The 22,405-nt window shown below is 65.9% G+C and carries 19 protein-coding genes; 7 read left to right on the top strand and 12 right to left on the bottom strand.

Annotated elements, in window-relative coordinates:
• The first annotated feature begins 8 nt into the window (after nt 1-8).
• Nucleotides 9-1,382 (top strand): NtaA/DmoA family FMN-dependent monooxygenase, encoded by a 1,374-nt coding sequence (locus tag ACTAQI_RS15395; RefSeq protein WP_457946993.1) that lies wholly within the window; start codon nt 9-11, stop codon nt 1,380-1,382.
• Nucleotides 1,382-1,510 carry a hypothetical protein gene (locus ACTAQI_RS15390; protein ID WP_457946992.1) on the top strand — a complete coding sequence of 43 codons (129 nt, stop codon included), beginning with the start codon at nt 1,382-1,384 and terminating at the stop codon, nt 1,508-1,510. The genes ACTAQI_RS15395 and ACTAQI_RS15390 overlap by 1 nt, the downstream gene beginning before the upstream one ends.
• 19 nt (nt 1,511-1,529) lie before the next feature.
• Here ACTAQI_RS15390 and ACTAQI_RS15385 read toward each other — a convergent pair whose 3' ends face one another.
• The 3 genes from ACTAQI_RS15385 to ACTAQI_RS15375 all read right to left on the bottom strand — a co-directional run bounded on the left by ACTAQI_RS15385 (nt 1,530) and on the right by ACTAQI_RS15375 (nt 5,455).
• The gene (locus tag ACTAQI_RS15385; RefSeq protein WP_457946991.1) at nt 1,530-2,786 is read right to left on the bottom strand and encodes an SLC13 family permease; all 1,257 of its coding nucleotides are present in this window, start codon (nt 2,784-2,786) and stop codon (nt 1,530-1,532) included.
• A 162-nt stretch (nt 2,787-2,948) separates the two neighbouring features.
• Nucleotides 2,949-4,259 carry a C4-dicarboxylate transporter DctA gene (dctA, locus tag ACTAQI_RS15380; RefSeq protein WP_457946990.1) on the bottom strand — a complete coding sequence of 437 codons (1,311 nt, stop codon included), beginning with the start codon at nt 4,257-4,259 and terminating at the stop codon, nt 2,949-2,951.
• Between the two features lie 56 nt (nt 4,260-4,315).
• A complete protein-coding gene (locus ACTAQI_RS15375; RefSeq protein WP_457946989.1) occupies nt 4,316-5,455 on the bottom strand; it encodes a PrpF domain-containing protein in 1,140 nt (379 codons plus the stop codon).
• A gap of 128 nt (nt 5,456-5,583) precedes the next feature.
• Between ACTAQI_RS15375 and ACTAQI_RS15370 the strand changes: the two genes are divergently transcribed.
• Entirely contained in the window at nt 5,584-6,489 is a 906-nt protein-coding gene (locus ACTAQI_RS15370) for a LysR family transcriptional regulator (RefSeq protein WP_457946988.1), read from the top strand.
• A gap of 44 nt (nt 6,490-6,533) precedes the next feature.
• Here the strand turns inward: ACTAQI_RS15370 and ACTAQI_RS15365 are convergent, their stop codons facing one another.
• The 5 genes from ACTAQI_RS15365 to ACTAQI_RS15345 form a co-directional block, all read right to left on the bottom strand.
• The gene (locus ACTAQI_RS15365) at nt 6,534-7,499 is read right to left on the bottom strand and encodes a serine hydrolase domain-containing protein (RefSeq protein ID WP_457946987.1); all 966 of its coding nucleotides are present in this window, start codon (nt 7,497-7,499) and stop codon (nt 6,534-6,536) included.
• A 79-nt stretch (nt 7,500-7,578) separates the two neighbouring features.
• Entirely contained in the window at nt 7,579-8,697 is a 1,119-nt protein-coding gene (locus ACTAQI_RS15360) for an ABC transporter substrate-binding protein (RefSeq protein ID WP_457946986.1), read from the bottom strand.
• Between the two features lie 33 nt (nt 8,698-8,730).
• Complete coding sequence (locus ACTAQI_RS15355; RefSeq protein WP_457946985.1) at nt 8,731-10,515, bottom strand: ABC transporter permease; 1,785 nt, start codon at nt 10,513-10,515, stop codon at nt 8,731-8,733.
• Nucleotides 10,512-11,609: an ABC transporter ATP-binding protein gene (locus ACTAQI_RS15350; protein WP_457946984.1), complete on the bottom strand. Its 1,098-nt coding sequence runs from the start codon at nt 11,607-11,609 to the stop codon at nt 10,512-10,514. Before ACTAQI_RS15350 ends, ACTAQI_RS15355 begins: the two co-directional genes overlap by 4 nt.
• A gap of 39 nt (nt 11,610-11,648) precedes the next feature.
• Nucleotides 11,649-12,740 carry a PrpF domain-containing protein gene (locus ACTAQI_RS15345; RefSeq protein WP_457946983.1) on the bottom strand — a complete coding sequence of 364 codons (1,092 nt, stop codon included), beginning with the start codon at nt 12,738-12,740 and terminating at the stop codon, nt 11,649-11,651.
• A 353-nt stretch (nt 12,741-13,093) separates the two neighbouring features.
• Here ACTAQI_RS15345 and ACTAQI_RS15340 point away from each other — a divergent pair, with 353 nt between their 5' ends.
• The 4 genes from ACTAQI_RS15340 to ACTAQI_RS15325 all read left to right on the top strand — a co-directional run bounded on the left by ACTAQI_RS15340 (nt 13,094) and on the right by ACTAQI_RS15325 (nt 17,123).
• Nucleotides 13,094-13,726: a GntR family transcriptional regulator gene (locus ACTAQI_RS15340; protein WP_457946982.1), complete on the top strand. Its 633-nt coding sequence runs from the start codon at nt 13,094-13,096 to the stop codon at nt 13,724-13,726.
• 129 nt (nt 13,727-13,855) lie between these two features.
• Nucleotides 13,856-15,319, top strand: a complete 1,464-nt coding sequence (gene tcuA / locus ACTAQI_RS15335; RefSeq protein ID WP_457946981.1) for an FAD-dependent tricarballylate dehydrogenase TcuA — start codon at nt 13,856-13,858, stop codon at nt 15,317-15,319.
• Between the two features lie 41 nt (nt 15,320-15,360).
• On the top strand, nt 15,361-15,996 hold the full coding sequence (locus ACTAQI_RS15330) for a GntR family transcriptional regulator (RefSeq protein ID WP_457946980.1): 636 nt from the start codon (nt 15,361-15,363) through the stop codon (nt 15,994-15,996).
• Between the two features lie 212 nt (nt 15,997-16,208).
• Nucleotides 16,209-17,123 (top strand): intradiol ring-cleavage dioxygenase, encoded by a 915-nt coding sequence (locus ACTAQI_RS15325; protein WP_457946979.1) that lies wholly within the window; start codon nt 16,209-16,211, stop codon nt 17,121-17,123.
• 103 nt (nt 17,124-17,226) lie between these two features.
• Here ACTAQI_RS15325 and ACTAQI_RS15320 read toward each other — a convergent pair whose 3' ends face one another.
• From ACTAQI_RS15320 to ACTAQI_RS15305, 4 genes are all read right to left on the bottom strand, one after another.
• Entirely contained in the window at nt 17,227-18,825 is a 1,599-nt protein-coding gene (locus ACTAQI_RS15320; RefSeq protein ID WP_457946978.1) for an aldehyde dehydrogenase (NADP(+)), read from the bottom strand.
• Nucleotides 18,826-18,851: 26 nt separating this feature from the next.
• The gene (gene kdgD, locus ACTAQI_RS15315; protein ID WP_457946977.1) at nt 18,852-19,766 is read right to left on the bottom strand and encodes a 5-dehydro-4-deoxyglucarate dehydratase; all 915 of its coding nucleotides are present in this window, start codon (nt 19,764-19,766) and stop codon (nt 18,852-18,854) included.
• Nucleotides 19,767-19,906: 140 nt separating this feature from the next.
• On the bottom strand, nt 19,907-21,112 hold the full coding sequence (locus ACTAQI_RS15310) for a hypothetical protein (RefSeq protein WP_457946976.1): 1,206 nt from the start codon (nt 21,110-21,112) through the stop codon (nt 19,907-19,909).
• Nucleotides 21,106-22,395 carry a glucarate dehydratase family protein gene (locus ACTAQI_RS15305; RefSeq protein ID WP_457946975.1) on the bottom strand — a complete coding sequence of 430 codons (1,290 nt, stop codon included), beginning with the start codon at nt 22,393-22,395 and terminating at the stop codon, nt 21,106-21,108. The genes ACTAQI_RS15310 and ACTAQI_RS15305 overlap by 7 nt, the downstream gene beginning before the upstream one ends.
• Nucleotides 22,396-22,405 lie beyond the last annotated feature (10 nt).

The following is a 22,405-nucleotide window of genomic DNA, read 5'->3' as shown; positions in this document are numbered from 1 at the left end:
GGAAAACCATGACACAGCACATCCGTGCTAAATCCGACGTCTTTGTGCCGTCCGGCCAGATCCAGTTCGGCGTCTTCTTCCAGGGCGTCAACTCCGGCACCATCTGGAAGGCGGCAGAGTCCGGGTCACAGACCGACTTTGAGTCATTCCGCCGGATCGCCCAGACAGCAGAGCGCGGCCTGTTCGCGGCGTTCTTCCTGGGTGAGGGGCTCCGTCTGCGGGAGCACCTGGGCCGCCCGCACGCGCTGGATGTGGTGGGCCGCCCGGACGCACAGACCGTGCTGGCCGCCCTGGCGTCGGTGACCACGAACATCGGCCTGGTGGCCACCCAGAACACCACCTACAACGATCCCGCGGATCTGGCGCACCGGCTTGCGTCGCTGGACCTGGTCTCCGGCGGCCGCGCCGCGTGGAACATCGTGACCACTGACAACGCCTGGACCGGGGCGAACTTCCGCCGCGGCGGCTACCTGGACCACGCGGACCGCTACAAGCACGCCGAAGCGTTCGTAGAGACGGCCAAGCGGATCTGGGATTCGTGGGAGACGCCGGCCGGTCCCGCCCGCCGGGTGCTCCATGAAGGCCAGCATTACACGGTGGACGTGACGCCGCGGCTGCCGCGCAGCGCTCAGTACCGCCCGGTGCTGTTCCAGGCCGGGGATTCGCCGGAGGGCCGCAACTTCGCGGCCCGGCAGGCGGACGTGATCTTCTCCGCGCACCCCAAGTTCGACGACGCCGTGGCGTTCCGCAAGGACCTCGTGGAGCGCTCCCTCGCCGCGGGCCGCGGGGCGAACGCCGTGCAGATCATGCCGGCCAGCGAATTCATCCTGGCGCCCACCGCTGCCGGGGCGGCGGAAAAGAAGGAATGGGTGCGGAGCCTGCAGATCGGTCCGCAGCAGGCCATCGCCTACCTGGAGCAGTTCTGGGGCCGCGAGCTGTCCGGGTACGATCCGGACGGCCCGCTGCCGGAGATCGATCCGGTGGTGGAGGAGACGTCCGAGACCCGCGGCAGCGGCTTCCACGGTGCCAAGGCCCGGCAGTTGGCGGACCAGTGGCGGGCCGAAGCCAAGGACAAGGGCCTGTCCATCCGCCAGTTCGTCACCTCCAAGACCGCCCGCATCGACTCCACCTTTAGCGGTTCCTACACGGCGGTTGCGGACCAGTTGGCGGAGTACGCACGGGTGGGGGCCGTGGACGGGTTCAACATCTCGCCCTGGCTGATCCCCACGGGCCTGGACGACATCGTGAACCACCTGGTGCCGGAGCTGCAGGAACGCGGCGTGTACCCCACCGAATACCGCGGCAGCACGCTCCGCGAGCACCTGGGGCTGGAGGCACCCGTGCGCACCGCGGACCAGGCTGTCGAGGCGGTCCGCGCCTGATGCGCTGGGCCGGTTTTGCTGGAAGGGACGACGACGGCGGCGAGGCGGGTGCCGTCGTCGACCCTTCCGGGGGTGCTTCCTCCGGGACCGTCAGGTTGCTGCTGACGGTGGGGGAGCAGTGGGTGTAGCCGTTGGACGCTTGGCCGGCTACAGGATGCCGGTGGGGACCAGCAGCGCCCAGGCCATTGCCGGGGCAACCAGGACAACCGCCCCGGCATAGAACATGAGTTGGCGGTAGACCCGCTGCCTGTCGTCTTCCTGGGCGTTGGCGACTACCAGGGCGCCATCGGTGGAGAAGGGCGAAACATCCACCACGGTTGCGGCGATCGCCAGGGACGCGACGGTTCCGGAGGCGCTAAGGCTGCTGGTGGCAAGGAGCGGGCCGGCCATGGGGATGAACGCCGTCAGCAGCGCGGTGGACGACGCAAATGCCGAGCCGACGCCGATGACGTAGCACAGGACGAGCGCGATGAGGAGGGGTGCGCCCAAGGCCAGCGCCTGCTTGGCCAGCGTGTCGATGACGCCAATGCGCTGGAGCAGCGAGACGTAGGTGATCATTCCTGCCACGAGCAGGACCGTGGACCAGGAGATGCCGCCGATGAAGGTGCGGTGCTCCTTGATGTTGACCAGGGCCAGCAGGAGGCCGGCGGAGAGGGCGACGAACCCAATTGGCAGGTGAAAGCCCAAAGTACACACGAGCAGCCCCAGGATCAGAACCAGGGTGAGGACCTGCTGGCCGTGGGGCCGGGTGGGTGTGGCGGGGCCTTGCACCGCATCACGCCCGCCGCGGGAATCATGCAGCCTGCGCAGAAGGACGAAGGCGACGATGGTCAACACGGACAGGATGAGGTTGAGCGCGAAGCTGGCGGCGAACAGCGCCGTCTGTGAAACCGGGAAGCCATTCTTCAACGCGATGTTGTGGACCAGCACCCCGGCCACGGACAGCGGGGAAAAGCCGCCGGCATGGGCACCGTTGATGATGAACGCCCCCATGAGCACGGGGTGGAGGCGCGACTCGTAGGCGAAGCCGATGGCCGCGGGGGCGAGGAGCGCGACGGCGGCGGGAGAGAAAGTGCCCAGGGACGTCAGCGCCGCGGCCATAAGGAAGAAGACCCAGGGCAGCAGCATGGTCCGCCCCCTGACCAGGCGCACGCACGTCTGGACAACGATGTCGATGGTGCCGTTCCGTTGGGCCATGCTGAAGAAGTACGTGACGCCGATAATCGTCAGGACGATGGCGGCAGGAAACTCGGCGAGGATTTCATTGTCGGTCAGGCCAAGCATGAAGTAGCCGACGCCGAATGAGGCCACCAGGCCCATCACGCCAATGTTCAGCGGCCACTTTGTGGCAACAATGAACATCACCACGAGGATCACCAGCGGGAGGATTTGGGTCGCTGTCATGGCTGGCTCCGATCTACCGTGCGGGCCGGAGCCCCGGTCACGGAGTTCCCTGCGCCGGCCGCCGTCAAGGGCAAGCATATCGATCCGGCGCCGTTAACAAGTTTGCCCGGGACCCCTGATGGGATCCCGGGCAAACGATGGTGGCGGTGGCCTGCCGGCAGGCTAGTGCGCCATGGCCGGCTCGGCGAGCTGCACCTTCTCTGCCTCGGTGGGCACGAAGCCGGCCTGGAGTTCGGAACGGAGCTTGCCCATATCCAGCTCACCCTGCCATTTGGCGATTGCAACGCAGGAGACGATGTTGCAGACCGTGCTGGTCAGCGCGCGGGCCTCGCTCATGAAGCGGTCAATGCCAACGATGAGGGCCACGCCGGCGACGGGCAGGGTGGGCATGACCGTCAGGGTGGCCACCAGGGCCACGAAACCACTGCCGGTGACGCCCGCCGCGCCCTTGGAGGTCAGCAGCATCATGCCGAGCATCAGCAGGATCTGGCCCCAGCTGAGGTGGATGTCGCAGGCCTGGGCAATGAACATGGAAGCGAGGGTGAGGTAGATGGCGGTGCCGGTGAGGTTGAAGGAGTAGCCGGTGGGGACCACGAGCCCCACAACGCTGCGGTCGCAACCGATCCGTTCGAGCTTGGACAGCAGGCGCGGCAGGACAGGTTCGCTGGAGGACGTGGCGAGGACGATCAGGAATTCATCCTTGAAGTAGCGCAGGATCTGCCACAGGCTGAAGCCGGTGATCTTGGCCAGGATGCCCAGGCCAACCACCACGAAGACGATGCAGGCGGCGTAGAAGGCAAGGATCAGCATGCCGAGGTTTCCGATGGAGTGGGCGCCGTACTTGCCAACGGTGAATGCCATGGCCCCGAACGCGCCCAGCGGAGCCACCTTCATGATGTAGCCGAACATGATGAAGAGCAGCTTGTTGAAGCTGTTGACCACGTTCAGGGCCAGCTGGCCCGGTGCGCCGAGCTTGCTGAAGGCGAATCCGCACAGCAGCGCAATGACCAGCACGGGCAGGACTTCACCGTCGGCGAAGGCGCCAACGAAAGTGGTGGGGATGATGCTCAGGATGAAGTCCACAGGATTGCTGCTGGGCAGCTGCGTGGTGTACTTCTGGGCCACCGAAGAGTCGAGGTGCGTGGGGTCAATGTGCATCCCCGCCCCGGGCTGGAACAGCGTCACCGCGGCCAGGCCCAGGGCCAGGGCAAGTGCCGTCAGTGCGTAGAAGAGGCCAAGCGACCGGATCAGGGTGGGGCCCACCTTCTTGGTGTCCCGCAGGGAGGTGATGCCTCCGACGATGGTGCAGAACACGATCGGGGCGATCATGAACTTCACGAGTTTCACGAAGCCGTCGCCGATGGGCTTGAGGGACGAACCGAGGTCCGGCCACAGTGCGCCCACAACGACGCCGAGCGCGACTCCGATGAGTACCTGGACATAGAGGTGTCCGAGGATGGATTTGATCTTCATTGAACAACTTCCTGCTTGGTGCGGCCCCTTAATGATGGGGCAAAGAGATAGGGGTTTTAGGCGGACAGCTCGGCGGCCGGGGCCACGTCGATGTCTGCGGTGGCGATGTGGCGGGCTGCCCGGTGGAGGGCCACTTCGCTGACGGTGCCTGCGTCATTGGAGATGATTTCGGCGGTGATGACGCCGGCGGGCGTCCCGACCCGCAGCAAGCGGGGAGTTCCGGCGCCCGTGGCGGCGCGGCCTGCTGCGCTGGCTACGACCGATGACTGGAGCGACGCTGCAAGGGCAACTGCCACGGCTGAGGTCAGGCCGATGGCAGGGTGGGGCGCGAGCATGGACAGCATCCGCACCCGTACGTCGTGGCTGCCGGCAGTGATGGTTGTTCCGTCCGCGGCGGTGTAATCGCCGGCAGGCGCCACAACGCCGACTTTCGGTACAGCATTCTGCGGCGGATCCTCAGGCTTCCGCAGCCCCATGATGAGGCCCGCTGACGCCCGTGCCGCGATGAGGGTAGGCAGCTGCGCGGTGAGGTTGTCCGTCATCGAGGAAAGATCGACGCCGGCCTCCTCGGCTGCGAGAAGCACGGCAGGGGCGCCGGCGTCCACCATCGTTGCGCTTAGGGTCCTGCCGTCTACCTGGAGCTGGTCCACCGTGTTGCCGGTGGGCAGGAGTGCACCGGTGTTCTGGCCCCAGGGGCCGTGGAACGAGAGGCTGACGGGAACACCGGCTGCGCTGCTGCCCGGAACCCGGGCCAGGCCGGACCTGGGAATGTGTCCGCCGGGAGTGGGAACCGCTCCGCTGAGGACCGCGCCGGAAGTGACGTGGCGCATGCGGACCTTGGTCATGCCGTCCCGGGCGGCAACGATGCCCGTCTGTACTGCGAACAGGGCAATGGCGGTGGCGCAGTTGCCGCAGTTGGAACCCAGCTCAACGGTAGGGTCACCGATCCCCACCTGGGCGAAAAGGTAGTCAAGGTCTGCCTCAGCGCCGGGGGTTGCCCAGATGACTGCAGCCTTTGACGTAGTGGACGTTCCGCCCCCGACGCCGTCCAGCTGCCGTGCGTCCGCTGCCCCGAAGGCGGCTGACAGCAGTGCGGGGATTTCCTCGCGGGTGGGGGCGTGGAGGGCCACGTCCCTGGCATCGAAGAGCCAGCATTTGCTGGTGCCGCCCCGGTACCAATGTCCTTTGAGTCCCACTGTATTTCTCCCTCGTAACTTGCAGGTGCTCTACTTCACAGCACCTTGTACTTCTACGATCCGGGATCCGAGCCTTCAGCACAATCAAAAGTAAATGGACGACTATCTACTTTTGCTAAACTGAGTGCATGGCAATCCTTGATCTCCACCGGCTCCATGTGCTCCGCGAGGTGGGCCGTTCCGGCTCCCTGACCTCCGCTGCTGCCGCCCTTTCCTTCACCACCTCGGCGGTCTCGCAGCAGATCGCGAAACTTGAGCAGGAGATGGGCGTGGTCCTCATCGAGCGCCATCCGCGGGGCGTGGTCCTGACCGAAGCGGGGCACGCACTGCTGCACTACGCTGACGACATCGACAGGACCGTTGAAGCCGCCCGGGCGGAAATGGGGGAGTTCGCGGGCCTTCGCCGGGGCCAGCTCCGCCTGGGAACCTTTCCCACTGGCGGAGCCTCTTTGATGCCGGACGTTGTGCTGGCGTTCCGCGCCCGCCACCCGGAGGTGGCAGTGACGGTTGTCAGCGCCCGCCGGGACGGCCTGCTGGAGCGGTTGCGGCGGCGGGAAATCGAGCTGACGCTGCTGTGGGACTATCCCTGGCAGCAAATTGAGGACCCTGACCTGGCCTTGGTCAAACTGACAAACGATCCAACAGTGCTGCTGGTACCCCGGGACCACCCGATTGCGGGACTCGGGTCGGTACGCATCGGCTCACTGAGTGACCAGGAATGGGTTGTACGCGACGAACACCCCGTGGCCGATGTCCTCAGCCGGGTATGCCGCGACGCAGGTTTCGAGCCGCGGATCGCTTTCGCAGCCAACGATTACCAGGAGACACAGGGCATGGTGGCGGCAGGTATCGGGATTGCCCTGGCACCACGGCTGGCACTGACGGCCCTGCGCCCCGACGTCGTGGCTGTTCCGCTCGCTGGTTCCCCGAAGCGCCGGATCCTCCTTGCCCATCTGGCGAACCGGAGGCTCAGCCCCGCGGCGCAGCAGGCAACCAAAGTGTTCCGGTCCATCGCCAAGGGCGCGGCTTCCTGACAAAGGAGGGGCCGGCGTCGTGCGCTGTCCTCCCCGTTGCTGCCCTACGAGGCCAGGGGCCCGGCCACGAGCGCGCGGGCAAGGTCCATGAACTCAGCGTGGGTCACCGGAGCCGGGGGCGCCGTCGAGGGAGCCGCCTTGCGGGTGTTCCGGGCGATGGCGAAGCTGTCGCTGACGAAGCGCCGATGCACCATGACGCTGCCGATTGCCGGCAGGACCAGCAGGAACTGGCCGAAGTTGCCCGCAGCCAGGAACGCCCCGTCCCACTGCGGGCCGGATTCCCGGGGCAGCCACCAAAGGTAGCCGTAGTCGCAGTTGCCAAAACCGGTGGCCGCCGCCATGTCCGTACGCCTGACGTGGGGGGCCACGCTTTCCCTGACCCACTCCAGGGGTACACGCTGGCGTCCTTCCCACTGTCCGCCGGCAGCCATCAGCAGCCCGATCTTTGCCAGGTCCCGTGCGGAGAGGAAGAGGTGGTAGGCCGGGAAAGCGGACTTTCCAGAGTCCCCGAGCATCAGTTGGCGGGTGGGATCGTAATCGTCAAACCCCAGCGGACCGGCCAGATGCTTCTCGAACGCTTCGAAGACAGTCAGGCCGCTGGCCTTTTCGAAGATCGCGCCCGCGGCATTGAAATCCCAGTTGTTGTAGAGGAAATACTGCCCCGGTGCTTTTGTGCCACGTGGAGGGAAGGCATGCTCGTCACTGCCCGGGCTGGAGGGCGGATGGTAAATTCCCGAACGCGACGTCAACAGGTCACGGAGCTTGGCCGTCCTTTCGATCGGCAGCAGGCCGCCCACGTCATCAACACCGAGCTCACCGAGGGTGGCGTCGAGGCTGACCGTGCCGGCTTCCACCTGGATTCCGAAAAGGATCGAGAGCAGGCTTTTGCGCACTGAGGCGACGTAGCTGGCGCTGGCGGTGTCGCCCAGTTCGACGACGGTCCTGCCGTCCTGGAGGACCAGCAGGGACGAGGTGTTCCGGGGCAGCGGAAGTTCTGGGGCGGCGGTCACGGGGCCTCCTGGTGGCGGGTAAAACCAAAAAGCCCGGGGACCCGGCGGAGGCCGGGTCCCCAGGCATGGGATTTGGGGGTTACTTGGTGTAGCCGAAGACCTGGTTCCACTTGGCAAGATCGTCCTTGCCGTAGGTCACGGCGTCGGTGTTCTGCATGCGGTAGACCTTGCCGGAGTCGACGGCCGGGAGGGTCACGCCCATGATGGTGGGCGGTGCCACGTCGGTGCGGACCGGGTATTCACCGATCTGCGCGAAGACCTGCTGGCCCTGCTTGGAAAGGTTGTAGTTCATGAAGACCTTCGCGGCTTCCACGTTCGTGGCGGTGCCCGTCATGCCCAGGTAGTAGTCGTAGGAGACCAGGCCTTCCTCCGGGACGATGAACTTGACCGGAGCCTTGTCCTGGACGGCCGAGATGTTGGTGCCGCTGATGGTGACCGTTCCCACGGCTACTTCACCGCGGGCCAGCGCGGTGGCTTCAGCGCCCAGGGAGTCGTAGATCTTGGGCTTCTGCGCAGCGTACTTACCGAAGTAGTCGCCGCCCATCTTGGTTTCCATGAACCTGTTCAGCGCCGCGGTGCTGCCGCCCGAGCCGCCCTGGACGATGCCCAGCTTTCCCTGCCACTTGCCGCCGACGGCATCCGCCCAGGACTTGGGGGCATCGGCTTCCTTTACCAGCTGGGTGTTGTAGCCCAGGGTGTACACGGAGTTGAACATGCGGGTGAACTGGCCGCCGTCCACGGAAACGTCCTTCAGTGCCGAGGCGCCGGGGACGTCATAGGCCTTCCAGACCTTGGCGTCCTCCATGGACTTGGCGATCCGGTAGTCGGACGTGCGGATGACGTCGGCGCTGAGCTTGCCGGCACCCTGTTCGGACAGTACGCGTTCGGAAAGCTTGTTCGGGGTGAGCCGGACAACGTTGACCTTGATGCCGGTGTCCTTGGTGAAGGCGTCCACCAGGGCGCTCTCCGACGAGTCGGTATATCCGGAGTACAGGGACAGGGTCTGGGTCTTGGCCTTCTCGTAGGTGGCCTTGTCCGCGATGGACTCGCCGTTGATGACCAGCCCGTCGTCGGTCTTCACCGCCGCACTGGCCGTGACGACGCCGGCACTCTGGGCGGCGCTTCCGCAGCCGGCCAGGCTGAGGGCGAGCAGCACTCCGGCTGCGGTGAAAGCGGGCAGTTTGGACGCTAACTTCATTGTGGGTGTCCCTTTCAAAGGTGGGGTGTGAGGTCAGTTCTTGGTCTTGCGTTCGCCGCCGACTTTTTGGGCGATGACGGCGAGGATTCCGATGACGAGGCAGTACAGGACGCTGACGGCTGCAGCTGCCTGGCTCTGGCCGTTGTCGAAGTTGTCGAACACGAGGATGGACAGGATCCGGGTGTTCGAGGTGAAGAGGAAGATGGAGGCGCTGAGCTCACGCATGGAGAGCATGAGGAACAGCAGGAACGAGGACATGATGCCCACGCGCATCAGGGGCAGGGTGACATCCAGGACGGACCGGGTCCGCCCGGCGCCGAGCATCACCGCGCTGTCCTCGAGGTCCTGGTCCATCTGGAGCATGGACGCGGAGACGCCGCGGTAGCCCTGAGGCATGAACACTGCAACGCAGGCGACGGCGAGGATCGCCAGGGTGCCGTAGATGGGCAGCGGCAGCAGCAGCCAGGTCCAGAGCAGTCCGATGCCCATGACGATGGCGGGGACGGCCAGGGGGGTCATGGCGACCAGTTCGATCAGGCGCCCCACCTTGGACTTGGTGCGGTACCGGATGTAGGAGGCGATGAAGCTGAGGGTGGTGCCGGCGAAGGCTGCGATCAGGGCCACCAGGACGCTGTTCTTGAGGGCCAGCTGGAAGTCGTTGGATCCGAGGACCTCGATCAGCTTGGCGAAGCTGAGGGAATTGGCCTCGAGCAGCTGCGACATCGAGGACACGAACGGGGTGGCCTGCATGGACGCGGCGAGCAGGGCGAGCATGGGCAGGACGACGGAGACCGCGAAGTAGGCCAGTGCGATGATCGTGAAGGGCCAGCGCATCTTGCGCAGCGGCACCTGCCGGGGACGGTTGCCCTTGCCGGTCATGGTGGTGAATTTGCGCTTGTTGATGATGCGCTGCTGGATCAGGGTCACGGCCATCAGCGCAACGGTCAGGATCACGGCGACGCTGGCCGCCTGGTTGCTCTTGGCGGGCGTGGCGCTCATGAGGCGGTAGATATAGGTGGGCAGCGTGTCCACACCGGCCGGGTTGCCGATGACCTGGGCCACCGGGAAATTTTCCATCGTCAGCGCGAAGACCAGGACGGCGGAGCCCAGGATGGCCGGCAGGGCCAGGGGCAGGGTGACGGTCCGCAGCATGGTGCGCAGCGGAGCCCCATGGACGGTGGCAGCCTCTTCGAGGTCGGCGTTCATCATCGACAGCGAGCTGTGCAGCAGCAGGAAAGCGTACGGGGCGTAGAAGATTCCCAGCACGAACACCAGACCCGGCAGGCTGTAGATGTTGATGGCGGCATCAATGCCCAGGTCGCGGAGGAAGATGTTGATGTAGCCGGCGCTGGGCGAGCACAGCAGTGACCAGGCCAAGGCGCCCACCAGGGCAGGGATGAACATTGGTGCCATGCCGATGAAGAAGATGAACTTCCGCCACGGCGCATCGGAGCGGGCGCAGACGAAGGCCAGGAATGCCCCGATCAGCAGGGCGATGATCGCCGAGCCTGCTCCGACCATGAGCGAGTTGACCAGGGCCCCGAGCGCTTCGGGGGTGGCCAGCAGCGCCAGGTTGGACAGCGTCAGGCCACCAAGGGAGATGCTGCCGGGCCGGGGAACGCTGTCCGAGAAGGCCGCGAGCAAAACCAGGGCAAGGGGGAGGACGATGAGGACACCGAGGATGACCAGGACGATCAGGCCCGGCGTATTCTTCCGGAGGCCAGAGAGGGTCCGGGCAGCGCGGTAGTCCCGGGGCGCCGGCTTTGGTGCGATGCGGGCCTCGGCGCGGCTTGCCGCTTCGGTGGTCTTGAGGCTCATGCGAGGACCTCAGCCGGCAGGATCTGGACTTCGCGGGGGTTGACGGTCACCCACACGCGGTCTCCCACTTTGTGCTGTTCGCCGCGGCGGAGTCCGCCCAGGGCATCCAGCTCGGGTCCGGATTCCAGCTGGATCGCGTACCGGATGTCGTTCCCCTGGAAGCCCGCCACGCGTACCGTTCCCGGCCACGAGTTGGGGTGTTCGGTGGGCATCGCGGTGATCTGCAGGTCCTCGGCCCGGATGCACACCTTGGGGGATGCGCCGGCGTCACTGGCCTGCTGCGCCGACTGGACGGTGAGCTCGCTGTCGGTGATGCGTGCGGCGGTGGCGCCGGTGGCCGTGCCCTCCGGGGTGCAGTCCATGATGTTGGAGACGCCCAGGAAGTGGGCAATCGAGGCGCTGGCGGGTGCCTCGTACATGTGCTGCGGGGCGCCCATCTGCACAATCCGGCCGCCCTGGAGCAGGGCGATGCGGTCGGCCAGGGCGAAGGCTTCGTGCTGGTCATGGGTGACGTACACGCAGGTGAGCCCCAGCTGGAGCTGGATTTCACGCAGTTCCACCCGGAGCCGGTCACGCAGGCGGGCGTCAAGGTTGGAGAGCGGTTCGTCGAGCATGAGCACGCTGGGCCGCATGACCAGGCTGCGCGCCAGGGCAACGCGCTGCATCTGGCCACCACTGAGCAGGCTGGCGCCGCGGTCGGCGTAGGGCTCCAGGCCCACCAGCGTGAGGGCCTCCATGACGCGCTCATCGATTTCGCTCTTGGAGAGCTTCTTCTGCTTGAGCGAATAGGCAACGTTCTGGGCCACGGTCATGTGCGGCCACACGGCGTAGGACTGGAAGACCATGCCGACGTTGCGCTTGTTCGGGGGCAGGTCGATGCCCTTTTCGGAGTCGAAGACCACAACGTCGTCGATGATGATCCGCCCTGAGGTGGGCTCCTCCAGGCCGGCAATGCAGCGCATGGTGCTGGTCTTGCCGCAGCCGGACTGGCCCAGGAGGACCAGTGCCTCGCCGTCTTCGACGTCGAGGTTGAGGTTTTCGATGGCAGTGAAGCTTCCGTACTTCAGCTGCAGGTTTTGGATGCTGATTTTCATGGCTGATTCCTTGGCTGGGTTTTTCCGGTAGGGGTTTCTTCAGTCGCTGGGCACCAGGATGGTGCTTTCGCTGATGACGCGGGCCGAGCGTTGAAAGGAGACTTCTGCGGGATCGGCTGCATCCAATGCCAGCGCCGTCTTGCCTTTCAGTAAGTGGATAAAGAGTCCGGCCTCCGCCGCCGGAACCACGCTGCGCTGCACCACGCTGCCTGCTGTGCCCGAGGCGGCAGCGACGGCGACGGCGCTGGTGAGGCCGATGGCGGGGTGCAGCGCGCTCATCGAGATCATCCGGGCCGAAACGCCGGTTGCGCCTGCGGGCGGAGGCCCCACGACGCCAACCTTTGGAATGGAGCTGAGATCCTGCGGCAGGCCCATCCTGCGGGCAGCGGCAGCGCGCAACTGAGGAGCGATCCGGACCAGTGCCTCCAAGGCTTCCTCGCTGCCGGTTGCGTCCAGCCCCAGATCCTGTGCGGCAAAGAGTGCAGCCGGGGCGCCGGCGTCGATCAGTGTCACCTGGTACCGCTGCCCGTCGACCTCAATGTCATCCGTGGCGTTGCCTGTGGGGAACTGTGCCCCATAGCTGGACCAAGAGGCCTTCTGGAAGATGACGTCGATGGGGACGCCGGGGTAGTGCTGGCCGTCGAGGCGCCGCCCGCCGTAGGCCGGTACCTGCGCCCCCGGTGTAGGGATCTCGCAAACCAGGCGCAGCCCGGTCACGGTGTTCAGGATGGGGACCCGGGTGACTTCCCCGGTGGGAGCGACCAGTCCGGCGTGGAGCGCGTACAGGCCCAGCGCTGTTGCGCAGTTGCCGCAGTTGCTGGCCCACTCGACGGCCGGCTTGTCGATGGCCACCTGGGCGAACCGGTAGCGGACCGTTCCGTCCCGGTCGGTGCCGGCCACGGTGATCGCCTTGCTGGTGGTGGATGAGGCGCCGCCTACTCCGTCGATCTGGCGCAGGTCCGGCGAACCGAAGGTGCGGATGAGGAGGCGGTCCCTCTCCAGGGCGTCAGCCGGAAGGTCCTCGTCCCGGAATATCCAGCACTTGCTGGTGCCGCCACGGACGAGGGTGGCCGGGACCGGGGTGACCGGGAGGGTGCCGGCCTGCGGCTCTTCCCTGAATAGAAGCGTCATTGGTTCTCCTGGAATACCCTGCCGCTACCGTGTGCAGCCGCCGGGTAAATGTTCAAAGCTAGGCAAACCGGAATCCGGTATTTGCTGCGTTGTATGGCGTTGGTCACAAACGGTATACCGTTGGTATGACTTAAGCAACAGTGCTTGGAATATGAATACAGATAGGTGAGTTTGGGTGCCTGTCCGCTCCGGTGGGTGTGCGGAAAATCGGCACGGTGTTCACAGGCCGCCGAAACGGTATGCAGTGCGTTAGAATTGCGGCTAAAGGTATGGCGTCGGTGCGCCCTGCCGCTTGTTTTCGTGAAGACCGGAGGCCGCCCGTGGCGTCGCAACCAGAGACAAGCCCCTACCTGATGATTAGGAACGCCATCATCTCGCAGGAGCTGCCTCCCCGTGCCCAGCTCGTCGAGAGCGCCCTGGCCAAGAAGTACAACGTCTCCCGGACGCCCATCAGGGAAGCCTTGCGGCGCCTCGAAACCGAGGGGCTCGTGGAGCGCTACGGTTCACGCATGCAGGTGCGGGAGTACCGCCCGGAGGAGATGCTGGACCTCTATGAGGTGCGGACTTTCCTGGAAGAGGCGGCCGCAAAAACCGCGGCTCTCCGGCACACGGACATGGACCTGATGCTGATCGACCGCGCGCACCAGGCCATGGTCACCCTTGATTTTGATGCTGCCACTCCGGCTGAACTGGCCGCCGCCAACCGCACCTTCCATGAGCGCATCTGGGCTGCCAGCCACAGCGCCGCCCTCCTTGATCTGCTCGACCGGATCCTGGTCCACTTCATCCGCTACCCCGGCACCACGCTCTCCACCAAGGAGCGCTGGAACCGCGTGCTGAAGGAGCATGAGGAGCTGCTGGTGGCCATCCGCGCACGGAACGCGGAGGAGGCTGGCCGCATCGCCAGCGCCCACATGGACGAGGCAAAGAACATCCGCATCCAGATGTACATCGACGCGCAGGAGATCAACCCGCGCCTGGGATAGCAGGAGAATCCCCCACTCCGCCGCCACTCCGCCGCCACTCCGCTCTGAAAAGCATGCGCGGAAAACCGATTGCATGCGACGGCATACTTATGTATACAATCGTGTACAGCGATGGAGCTGAGGAGATTGATGATGATCAAGAGCGACGTTTTGGTAGTGGGCGGCGGCAACGCCGGATTCGCGGCAGCACTTGCGGCTGCCGAGCGCGGACGCAAAGTGGTCCTGCTGGAAAAAGCTCAGGAAACCGCATCGGGCGGCAACAGCTTCTACACCGCCGGTGCCACCCGCATCTCCCATGACGGGCTCCAGGAGCTCATCGAATTCGTGGAGCCGGACGAGCGGCACGCCGCCAGCGAAGTCCCCGCCTACACTGCTGCCGAATACCTTGCCGATCTGTCCAAGGTCTCTGAAGGGCGCAACGACCCCCAACTGTCCGCGGTCCTGGTCAGCGAAAGCAACCCGACCTTGCGCTGGCTTCAGGGCCTGGGACTCAAATACCGCCTGATGTATGAGCGCCAGGCGTACCGGACCCAGGACGGCGGGTATCTGTTCTGGGGCGGGCTCCACGTCGGGAACGTGGGAGGCGGCAAGGGGCTCATGGCCGACCACCGGGCGGCCGCGGAGCGCATGGGCGTGGAGGTCATCTATGACTGGGCAGCCACCGGACTGGTCCAGGAGGACGGCCGCGTACGCGGGGTCCGGTACCGCACCTCATCCGAAGAAGGTGAGCTCCGGGCCGAGTCGGTCATCCTCGCTTCGGGAGGTTTCGAAGCCTCACCTGAACTGCGTCGCCAGCATCTGGGTGAGGGCTGGCAGAACGCGAAAGTACGCGGCACGCCGGGCAACACGGGGGAGATGATCCTCGCTGCGCTCGACGCCGGGGCGGCCAGGGGCGGCGATTGGTCCACATGCCACAGCGTGGCCTGGGACGCCTGGCATCCAGAGAACGAGAGCAACCTTGAGCTCACCAACCAGCTCACCCGGGGCGGGTACCCGCTCGGCATCGTGGTGAACACTGAGGGCAAGCGGTTCGTGGACGAAGGCGCCGACTACCGCAACTACACGTACGCGCGGTACGGCCGGGACATCCTTGCCCAGCCGGGGTCAGCCGCCTTCCAGATCTTTGACGCCTCCTCCCGCCCCATGCTGCGGGCCGAGGAGTACGATATGCCGGGCGTCTCGGTGGTCACCGCACCGACCCTCGCCGAGCTGGCCCAGAAAGCCGGCATCAGCCCCGAAGGCCTGGAGGAGACGGTGCAGAGCTTCAATGGTTCGATCACCGAGGGTGCGCCGTTCGACCCCAACGTCAAGGACGGACGCCGTGCCGACACCCAGCCGCCCAAGAGCAATTGGGCCCGCAGCATCGCCACCGGCCCGTTCTACGCGTTCCCCGTTACCTGCGGCATCACCTTCACCTTCGGTGGCCTCAAGACTGACACCTGGGGTCGCGTGCTGACCGAAGACGCGGAGCCGCTTGAAGGGCTCTATGCCTGCGGGGAAGCATTGGGTGGACTGTTCAGCGGAAACTACCCGGGCGGCTCCGGGCTTGCGGCGGGCGCCGTCTTCGGCCGCCGCGCAGGCTCCATCGCCTAGGCAACACAGCAGCCCCCACCAGCAACGGAAAAGAGGAAAAAGTGGCCAGTCCCATCCACCAGCGGCTCCGCGAGGATGTTCTCGCGAGTGTCTTTGCACCTGACGAGCCGCTCACGGAGGCCAAACTCACGGAGCGGTACGGGGCATCCCGGACACCGGTGCGTGAGGCGCTCCAGCGGCTGGAACAGGACGGGCTGGTGGAACGGCGCGGCAAGGCCGTTGTTGTCCGCACGCATTCCGCTGAGGAAATCATTGACATCTACGAGTCGAGGATCATCCTGGAGCAGGCCGCAGCGGCGAAGGCCGCCGTCAAGGCAACAGCCCTGGACCGCCAGCTGCTCACGGGGCTGCTGACGCAGATGCAGCAACTGGATGCCGGCGACGGCCGGGCGCTCGCGGAAACCAACCGCGCCTTCCACGCCCAGCTGTGGCACGCCACGCACAGCCCGTCGCTCATCGGACTGCTGGAACGCCTTGACCAGCAGGTGCGCCGCTACACCCTCACCACCCTGACCTACCCGGGAAGGTGGCCGGTGGTGCTGGCGGACTACGCCGACCTGCTGGCCGCCATCGAGGACGGCGACTCCGAACGTGCGGGGAATATCGCCGCCCGCCACATGTCGGACGCCTTGGGCATCAGGTTGAAGATGTACGCCGAAGATCCCAGGACGCTCTAGGCCGCCGACGGCCGCGGGCGTCCATTCCAAGCCCGCCGGCAGATGTTCCTGCATACTCCATCGCAACAGGAAACCCGAAAGTCGGGCGCAGGGCATCAGCCGGTGCAAAGAGGAGGGGCAGGCTCCAATGGGCCTGCCCCTCCTCGCTTTTCCACAGCAACGGCACAGCAGCAACCGGCCCACCGCATAGCCCTATGCGGTTTCCTTGCATCATGACCACTTCACGCACACCCCGCCAGCCCGACTTTGACCAGCCGCACCCCGACCACGACCGGGGGCTGGAGTTCGACTTGAACACCCTGGTGAGCCGCAGGTCCCTGGGACTGTTCCTCGGCGCAGGCGGTGCGGTGGCCGCGCTCGCCGCCTGCACACCCGCCGGAACCACGGGCTCTGCCTCCCCGGCAGCAACCACGGCGACCGCCGCCACGTCCTCCGCTACTGCCACGGCCACGGACGCCGCCACCGCCACTCCAACGCTGACCCGGGCCATCGCTGAGTGCGGCGTGGAAATTCCGCAGGAAACAGCGGGGCCCTATCCGGGCGATGGCTCCAACGGGCCCAACGTCCTGGAAGCGTCCGGAGTGGTCCGCCGGGACATCACCTCAAGCTTCGGCACTGCGTCCGCGAAGGCGGAGGGCGTTCCGCTGACGTTCATGCTGACCCTCCTGGACAACGCCAACGGCTGCACCCCGATGGCCGGTGCCGCGGTGTACGCCTGGCACTGCGACCGGGACGGGAAGTACTCGATGTATGACGCGAGCCTGAAGAACGAAAACTACCTGCGGGGCGTGCAGGAAGCGGATGCCAACGGCCAGGTCACCTTCACGTCGATCTTCCCCGCCGCCTACTCCGGGCGCTGGCCGCATATCCACTTCGAGGTCTTTGAGTCCATGAACAATGCAACGGCAGCCGGTCAGGTATTGGCGGTCTCCCAGATCGCGCTGCCGAAAGCGGCCTGCGACGACGTCTACGCCACGCCCGGATATGAGCGCAGTATTACCAACATGACCCGCACCACGCTCAAGTCGGACAACGTGTTCGGCGACGACGGCGGCATCTACCAGCTGGCGACGATGACAGGCTCAGCTGCGGAGGGCTACACCGCGGGGCTCAACGTGACCATCTAGCGTGGCCGCCGGGGAGCCGTGTTGAAACCGGGCGAAATCCGCCCGTTGACCACGAACACGGGCGTGAGTACGGGGCATCCCGGGTCCTTGGCCTGGATTCCCGTCACTGCGACATCTCCGGCACCAGGTAGCCGTTGATGCGGCGGTCGATTCGCCAAGGGTTACTGTCCTGGAGGGGTGCGGGGAGGAGTTCCTGGGGCAGGTTCTGGTAGGCGACGGGCCGGAGGAAGCGGTTGATCGCGAGGGTGCCCACGGAGGTGGTGCGTGAATCGGAGGTAGCAGGGAAGGGGCCGCCGTGGACCATGGCGTGGCCGACTTCGACGCCGGTGGGCCAGCCGTTCACGATGATGCGCCCCACTTTCTGCTCGAGCGCCGGGATCAGAGGCGCCGCCGTCGCGTAGTCCGCTTCGGTGAGCTGCAGCGACGCGGTGAGCTGGCCCTCGAGCCGGGCGATGGCCTTGAGGAGCTCCTCTGTGGAGGAGTAGCGGATCACCAGCGACGCGGCGCCGAAGACTTCCTGGTGCAGCACCTGGTTTGTGACGAAGTCCCTGACCTCGGTGCCGAAGATGGTGGGCGCGGGGGCGTTTTCGGTGGGGCCAGCGGTGCCTTGGCCCACCACGGTGACGCCGTCGGCGGAACCCAGTGCTTCTGCCCCGGCGTTCCAGGAGCCGGCGATGCCCTCCGTGAGCATGGTCTGTCCCGCGCAGGCGGAAACAGCGCGGCCGACGGCGGCGGCGAGTTTGTCGCCCAGCTCGCCGGCGGGGGCGAACAGGAGTCCGGGGGAGGTGCAGAGTTGGCCTGAGCTCCCGGTGACGGCGCTGACGTACTGCCGTGCCAACGAGTCGATGTCTTCGGCGGAACCGCGCAGGGCGCCGTCGAACACAAACACCGGGTTCAGTGAGGACATTTCCGCATAGACGGGAATGGGCTCGGGCCGGGCGGCGGCGGTGCGCATCAGGGCGATGCCGGCTGACTGGGAGCCGGTGAAGCCGACGGCCTTGATGGCGGGGTCTGCCACGAGGGCCTGTCCAATGCTCGAACCGGGGCCATAGATCAGGGAGAAGACGCCCGGGTGCAGGCCCGCATCCGCAACTGCCTTAACAATGGCCTGACCCACGAGTTCGCCGGTGCCCGGGTGGGCGTTGTGTGCCTTGAAAACCACCGGGCAGCCTGCCGCGAGGGCAGACGCGGTGTCCCCACCCGCCGTCGAGAATGCCAGCGGGAAGTTGCTCGCACCGAAGATGGCCACCGGGCCCAGCGGGATCTGGCGCTGGCGGATGTCAGTGCGCGGCAGGGGCGTGCGGTCCGGGATGGCGGGGTCGATCCGCACGCCGCGGAAGTCGCCCTGCCGGACAACATCCGCGAAAAGGCGCAGCTGGCCGGTGGTGCGCGCCCGCTCGCCGGTCAGGCGGGCGGCGGGCAGGCCGGTTTCCTGGCCGGCGCGGATGATGAGCTCATCGCCGATGGCCTCGATGTTGTCCGCGATGGCGTCCAGGAACGCTGCGTGGGCTGCGGGGTCCAGCGTGCTGAACGACGGGTAGGCAGCCGCGGCGGCGGAGGTCGCCGTCGTCAATTGCTCTTCGGTGATCAGCGAGTAAGCGGGCTCGAGCTGTTCGTTGGTGGCGGGGTTGAAGCCGAAGGCTGTTTTGCCGCTGCCGACGACGGTCTGGCCGGCGATGAGGGAATGTCCGGTGAGTGTCACTGTGGTTACTCCTTGGCGAGGGTGGATCAGGAGATGGTGGCGATGAGGGCTTTGAGGTCCGCCAGGTCCTGGGGTGCCAGGTTCTGCAGCGGCGGGCGGACTCCGCCGGCTGGGCGGCCGATGGCGTCCAGTCCGCCCTTGACGATGGACACAGAGTAGCCTTTCACGCGGTCGCGGATGTCCAGGTACGGGATGACGAACTCGTTGAGCTTCTTGTTGACGGCGACGCGGTTGTTGTTGCGGACGTCCTGGTAGAAGTCCAGGGCGAACTGCGGGACGAAGTTGTACATGGCGCTGGAGTAGGTGCTCATGCCCAGCTGCAGGAGCGGAAGGGCGAACGTTTCGGCTGTGGGCAGGCCGCCCAGGTAGAACAGGCGGTCGCCGAGTTTGGCGTAGACGCGGGCATCGTGTTCGAGGTCGCCCACGCCGTCCTTGAAGCCGATGAGGTTTTCGTGGCGGTCAGCCAGCGTGGCCACTGTGGTGTCCTTGTAGATGGCGTTGGCGCGGTTGTAGATGATGACGCCCAGCGACGTTGAGCTGCAGACGGCGCTGACGTGGTCAATCAGGCCGGCCTGGTCGGCTTCGGTCAGGTATGGGGGCAGCAGGAGGATGCCTTCGGCGCCGGCGGCCTCTGCCGCCTTCGCGTTTTCGATGGCCTGGGCGGTGGATCCGCCGGCCGAGGCGAGGACTGGTACGCGGCTTCCTACTTCATCGACGGCGGTGCGGACCACCCGCTCGGACTCCGCGGGAGTCAGCGAGAAGCCTTCGCCGGTACCGCCGGCTGCGAAGAGTCCCGCCACCGGGAAGCTTGCCTGCCACGCCAGATGCTTGCGGTAGTTCTCCTCATCGAACTGCAGGTTCGCATCGAACGAGGTTACGGGGAAGGACAGCAGACCTTCCTTAAGTATTTCCGCCAGTTCCTGAGGTGTGTATTTAGCCACGGTGGTTCCTTTTTGGGTGTGTCCGCCGCATAGCGGCAGGGGCGATGATGTCTTCGCAGACTAGGAGCGAGGATTTGTTCGGCGGCCGGCAGAGGCAGCCTTGAGGCGTCGGAACCCACGAGAGTCCCGTTGATCTGGAATTATGTGGGTGCTTCCGCTCGCCCGGGGTCACCCAGCTTCCGGATGACGCGCGCGGCAGCGTCCAAGCGTTGAGTGGAAGCGAGCCCCAGATGGTAGACGTGCAGTTCCCTGCTCCCGGCGCCAACCAGCTCGCCCCATTCCTGTGCCAGAGAACTGGCACTGGCTGCTTTCGGAGGCAGTACCAGCACGTAGGAGCCAACTTTCGCCTCCGGGGCGGCTGCCTGCATGCTGTCTATCGTTGCTGCGCCTTGCGCTGCGTCTTCCCAGCAGGGAACGACGGCGGTCACGTCGTGGCCAGGCCATAGCTTGCTCCTGTGTAGCGCGTCCACGGACATGAACGGGCCTGTGGACCAAGGGTCTGGCGAAACATGCAATGAGATCTTCGGCTTCAAACCGCTGTTGGCCACGGAGCGCAGGCACGCGTCCAGGAGCACTGCGGTGGCTTCCCACCGCGCCTGGAGCAGTGGCTTGAAATCAGCGGAACCGCTGGCGGTATCCGGCACGCTTGCAGCGTTTTCGTCACGCAGGATGGCGTCCCGGATCCGCCTGCGCACTGTTTCCGTGGCAATCCCGCGTGAGCTGTATGTGCGGCAGCAGGCGTCACAGAAGCAGAGGGAGAGCATGGCTTGCACCCAGGGTGAGTAGTCGGCTCCTGCCGTCTTTTCATGTTGGTTCTGGTGGCTGAACCCGAGCGGCCCAACAGCTTCCAGGACCAGGCCGTCGGGACGGCCAAGCTCCATGACCTGGGCCACCAGCGCGGCGGCGTACTCGCGAACGGCAGGATGTGACGGGCACAGTGCGTGGCGGTAGATCTCGCCGAAGGCATTCTGCACGCACAGGCCAGGATGTTTTTTCCCGACAGCACTTGAATGGGTCAAAACCATCCACGCGTCCACAGGGAGGCCGGCGCGGCGGATGATCTCCGCAGCCTCGGAAAACGAGTCGTCGCGCCCGGTCCACTCAGCGGCATCCCCGGGGGTGGGGACATTGCCATCCCACGCCCCGGTTACTGGCACATAGAGGGCAGCGGATCCGGCGTCCACCACCCGGCGCCCAGGATGCCGCGGTGTCGCGGCCCGCACCGAGTGGTACGCGGCGGCCAGTGCCACCCGGTGGACGCCAGTGTCCTTGACCCAGGAGGCCGCGGCGGGGTCGCCCAGGACGTCCCAGGGATAGAGATACCCGGTGACCTGCGGCTTTACCACCGCGGGAGGTCCGCCGTGTAGTCCGGCACGAAGCGCTGCATGTAGCCGGTGTCGTTCCTGGCGGTCATCCTGGCGTCCAGGTACTGCTGGTGGAGTTCTGCCAGTTTCTCCCGGTCCAGTTCCACGCCCAGGCCTGTTCCGGTGGGAACACGGACGCTGCCGTCAACGAAGCGCAGGACGCCCGGCTTGACCACGTCATTGTGTCCGTTCCACGGGTAGTGCGTGTCGCAGGCGTAGGTGAGGGCGGGCGTGGCGGCTGCAACGTGGACCATGGCTGCAAGGCTGATCCCCAGGTGGGAGTTGGAGTGCATGGACAACCCTATGCCGAAGGTCTGGCAGATGGTGCCCAGTTCCCGCGTATGCCGCAGGCCGCCCCAGTAGTGGTGATCGCCCAGGATGACCTGGACCGAGTCCAGTTCCACGCTCCGCTTGATGTGGTCGAACGCCACAACGCACATGTTGGTTGCCAGCGGCATGGCAGCGGTTGCCGCCACCTCGCCCATTCCCTCCAGGCCCGGGGTGGGGTCCTCCAGGTACTCGAGCAGTCCGTCGGTTTCCCGGGCCACCCATTGGGAGGTCTCCACGGTCCAGGCCGTGTTCGGGTCGAGCCGGAGGGGCAGGTCCGGGAATGCTTCACGCAGTGCCTCGATGGCTTCAATCTCCTGCGCCGGCGGGAAGACGCCGCCCTTGAGCTTGATTGACTTGAACCCGTACTCGGCGATCATCTTCTGCGCCTGCCGCACAATGCCCGCCGGCTCCAGGGCCTCGCCCCATTCGTCCGTGATGGCCGGTTTGCCGTCCATGGCGGGATGCTCGGCCCACTTATAGAACAGGTAGGCGCTGAAGGGAACCTCGTCCCGGACGGTACCGCCCAGGAGTTCGCTGACAGTGCGGCCGGTGGCGTGACCCTGGATGTCCAGCGCCGCCACCTCGAACGCGGAGAACACGGCCGCCTTTTCGAACGGGGACAGCGCGGGGTCAAGGGCCTCGTTGATGAGCTGCTCCATCATGGAGGTGTCAAAGACGCCCAGGCCCTTGATGGCGCTGGCTCCCACCGCCAGGTTGTCCAGCCGCCTCTGCCCGCCGGCGCATTCGCCCAGGCCCAGCAGGCCATTGGCGGTGCGGACCTCGATCACCACGCGGTGCACCAGAGGTTCGTGGACACCCACGGCGTTGAGCAGCGGCGGGTCGGAGAACGCAATGGGGGTGATGGTAATTTCGGTGATTTTCAGATCGGCCGCGGTCGGAGCATGGGCGGCCGGGAGGATGGTGCTGGTTTTCATTGGACTTCTT

Source organism: Pseudarthrobacter sp. alpha12b (genome assembly GCF_054130495.1).
The sequence above is the reverse complement of the archived record's forward strand: the minus strand, read 5'-3'. Positions and strand labels throughout refer to the sequence as shown.

Bases quoted from the DNA above. Each gene is read 5' to 3' on its own strand.
- ACTAQI_RS15395 (WP_457946993.1), top strand. From the start codon at position 9: ATGACACAGCACATCCGTGCTAAATCCGACGTCTTTGTGCCGTCCGGC.
- ACTAQI_RS15390 (WP_457946992.1), top strand. From the start codon at position 1,382: ATGCGCTGGGCCGGTTTTGCTGGAAGGGACGACGACGGCGGCGAGGCG.
- ACTAQI_RS15385 (WP_457946991.1), bottom strand. From the start codon at position 2,786: ATGACAGCGACCCAAATCCTCCCGCTGGTGATCCTCGTGGTGATGTTC.
- dctA (WP_457946990.1), bottom strand. From the start codon at position 4,259: ATGAAGATCAAATCCATCCTCGGACACCTCTATGTCCAGGTACTCATC.
- ACTAQI_RS15370 (WP_457946988.1), top strand. From the start codon at position 5,584: ATGGCAATCCTTGATCTCCACCGGCTCCATGTGCTCCGCGAGGTGGGC.
- ACTAQI_RS15360 (WP_457946986.1), bottom strand. From the start codon at position 8,697: ATGAAGTTAGCGTCCAAACTGCCCGCTTTCACCGCAGCCGGAGTGCTG.
- ACTAQI_RS15355 (WP_457946985.1), bottom strand. From the start codon at position 10,515: ATGAGCCTCAAGACCACCGAAGCGGCAAGCCGCGCCGAGGCCCGCATC.
- ACTAQI_RS15350 (WP_457946984.1), bottom strand. From the start codon at position 11,609: ATGAAAATCAGCATCCAAAACCTGCAGCTGAAGTACGGAAGCTTCACT.
- ACTAQI_RS15345 (WP_457946983.1), bottom strand. From the start codon at position 12,740: ATGACGCTTCTATTCAGGGAAGAGCCGCAGGCCGGCACCCTCCCGGTC.
- ACTAQI_RS15340 (WP_457946982.1), top strand. From the start codon at position 13,094: ATGATTAGGAACGCCATCATCTCGCAGGAGCTGCCTCCCCGTGCCCAG.
- tcuA (WP_457946981.1), top strand. From the start codon at position 13,856: ATGATGATCAAGAGCGACGTTTTGGTAGTGGGCGGCGGCAACGCCGGA.
- ACTAQI_RS15325 (WP_457946979.1), top strand. From the start codon at position 16,209: ATGACCACTTCACGCACACCCCGCCAGCCCGACTTTGACCAGCCGCAC.
- ACTAQI_RS15305 (WP_457946975.1), bottom strand. From the start codon at position 22,395: ATGAAAACCAGCACCATCCTCCCGGCCGCCCATGCTCCGACCGCGGCC.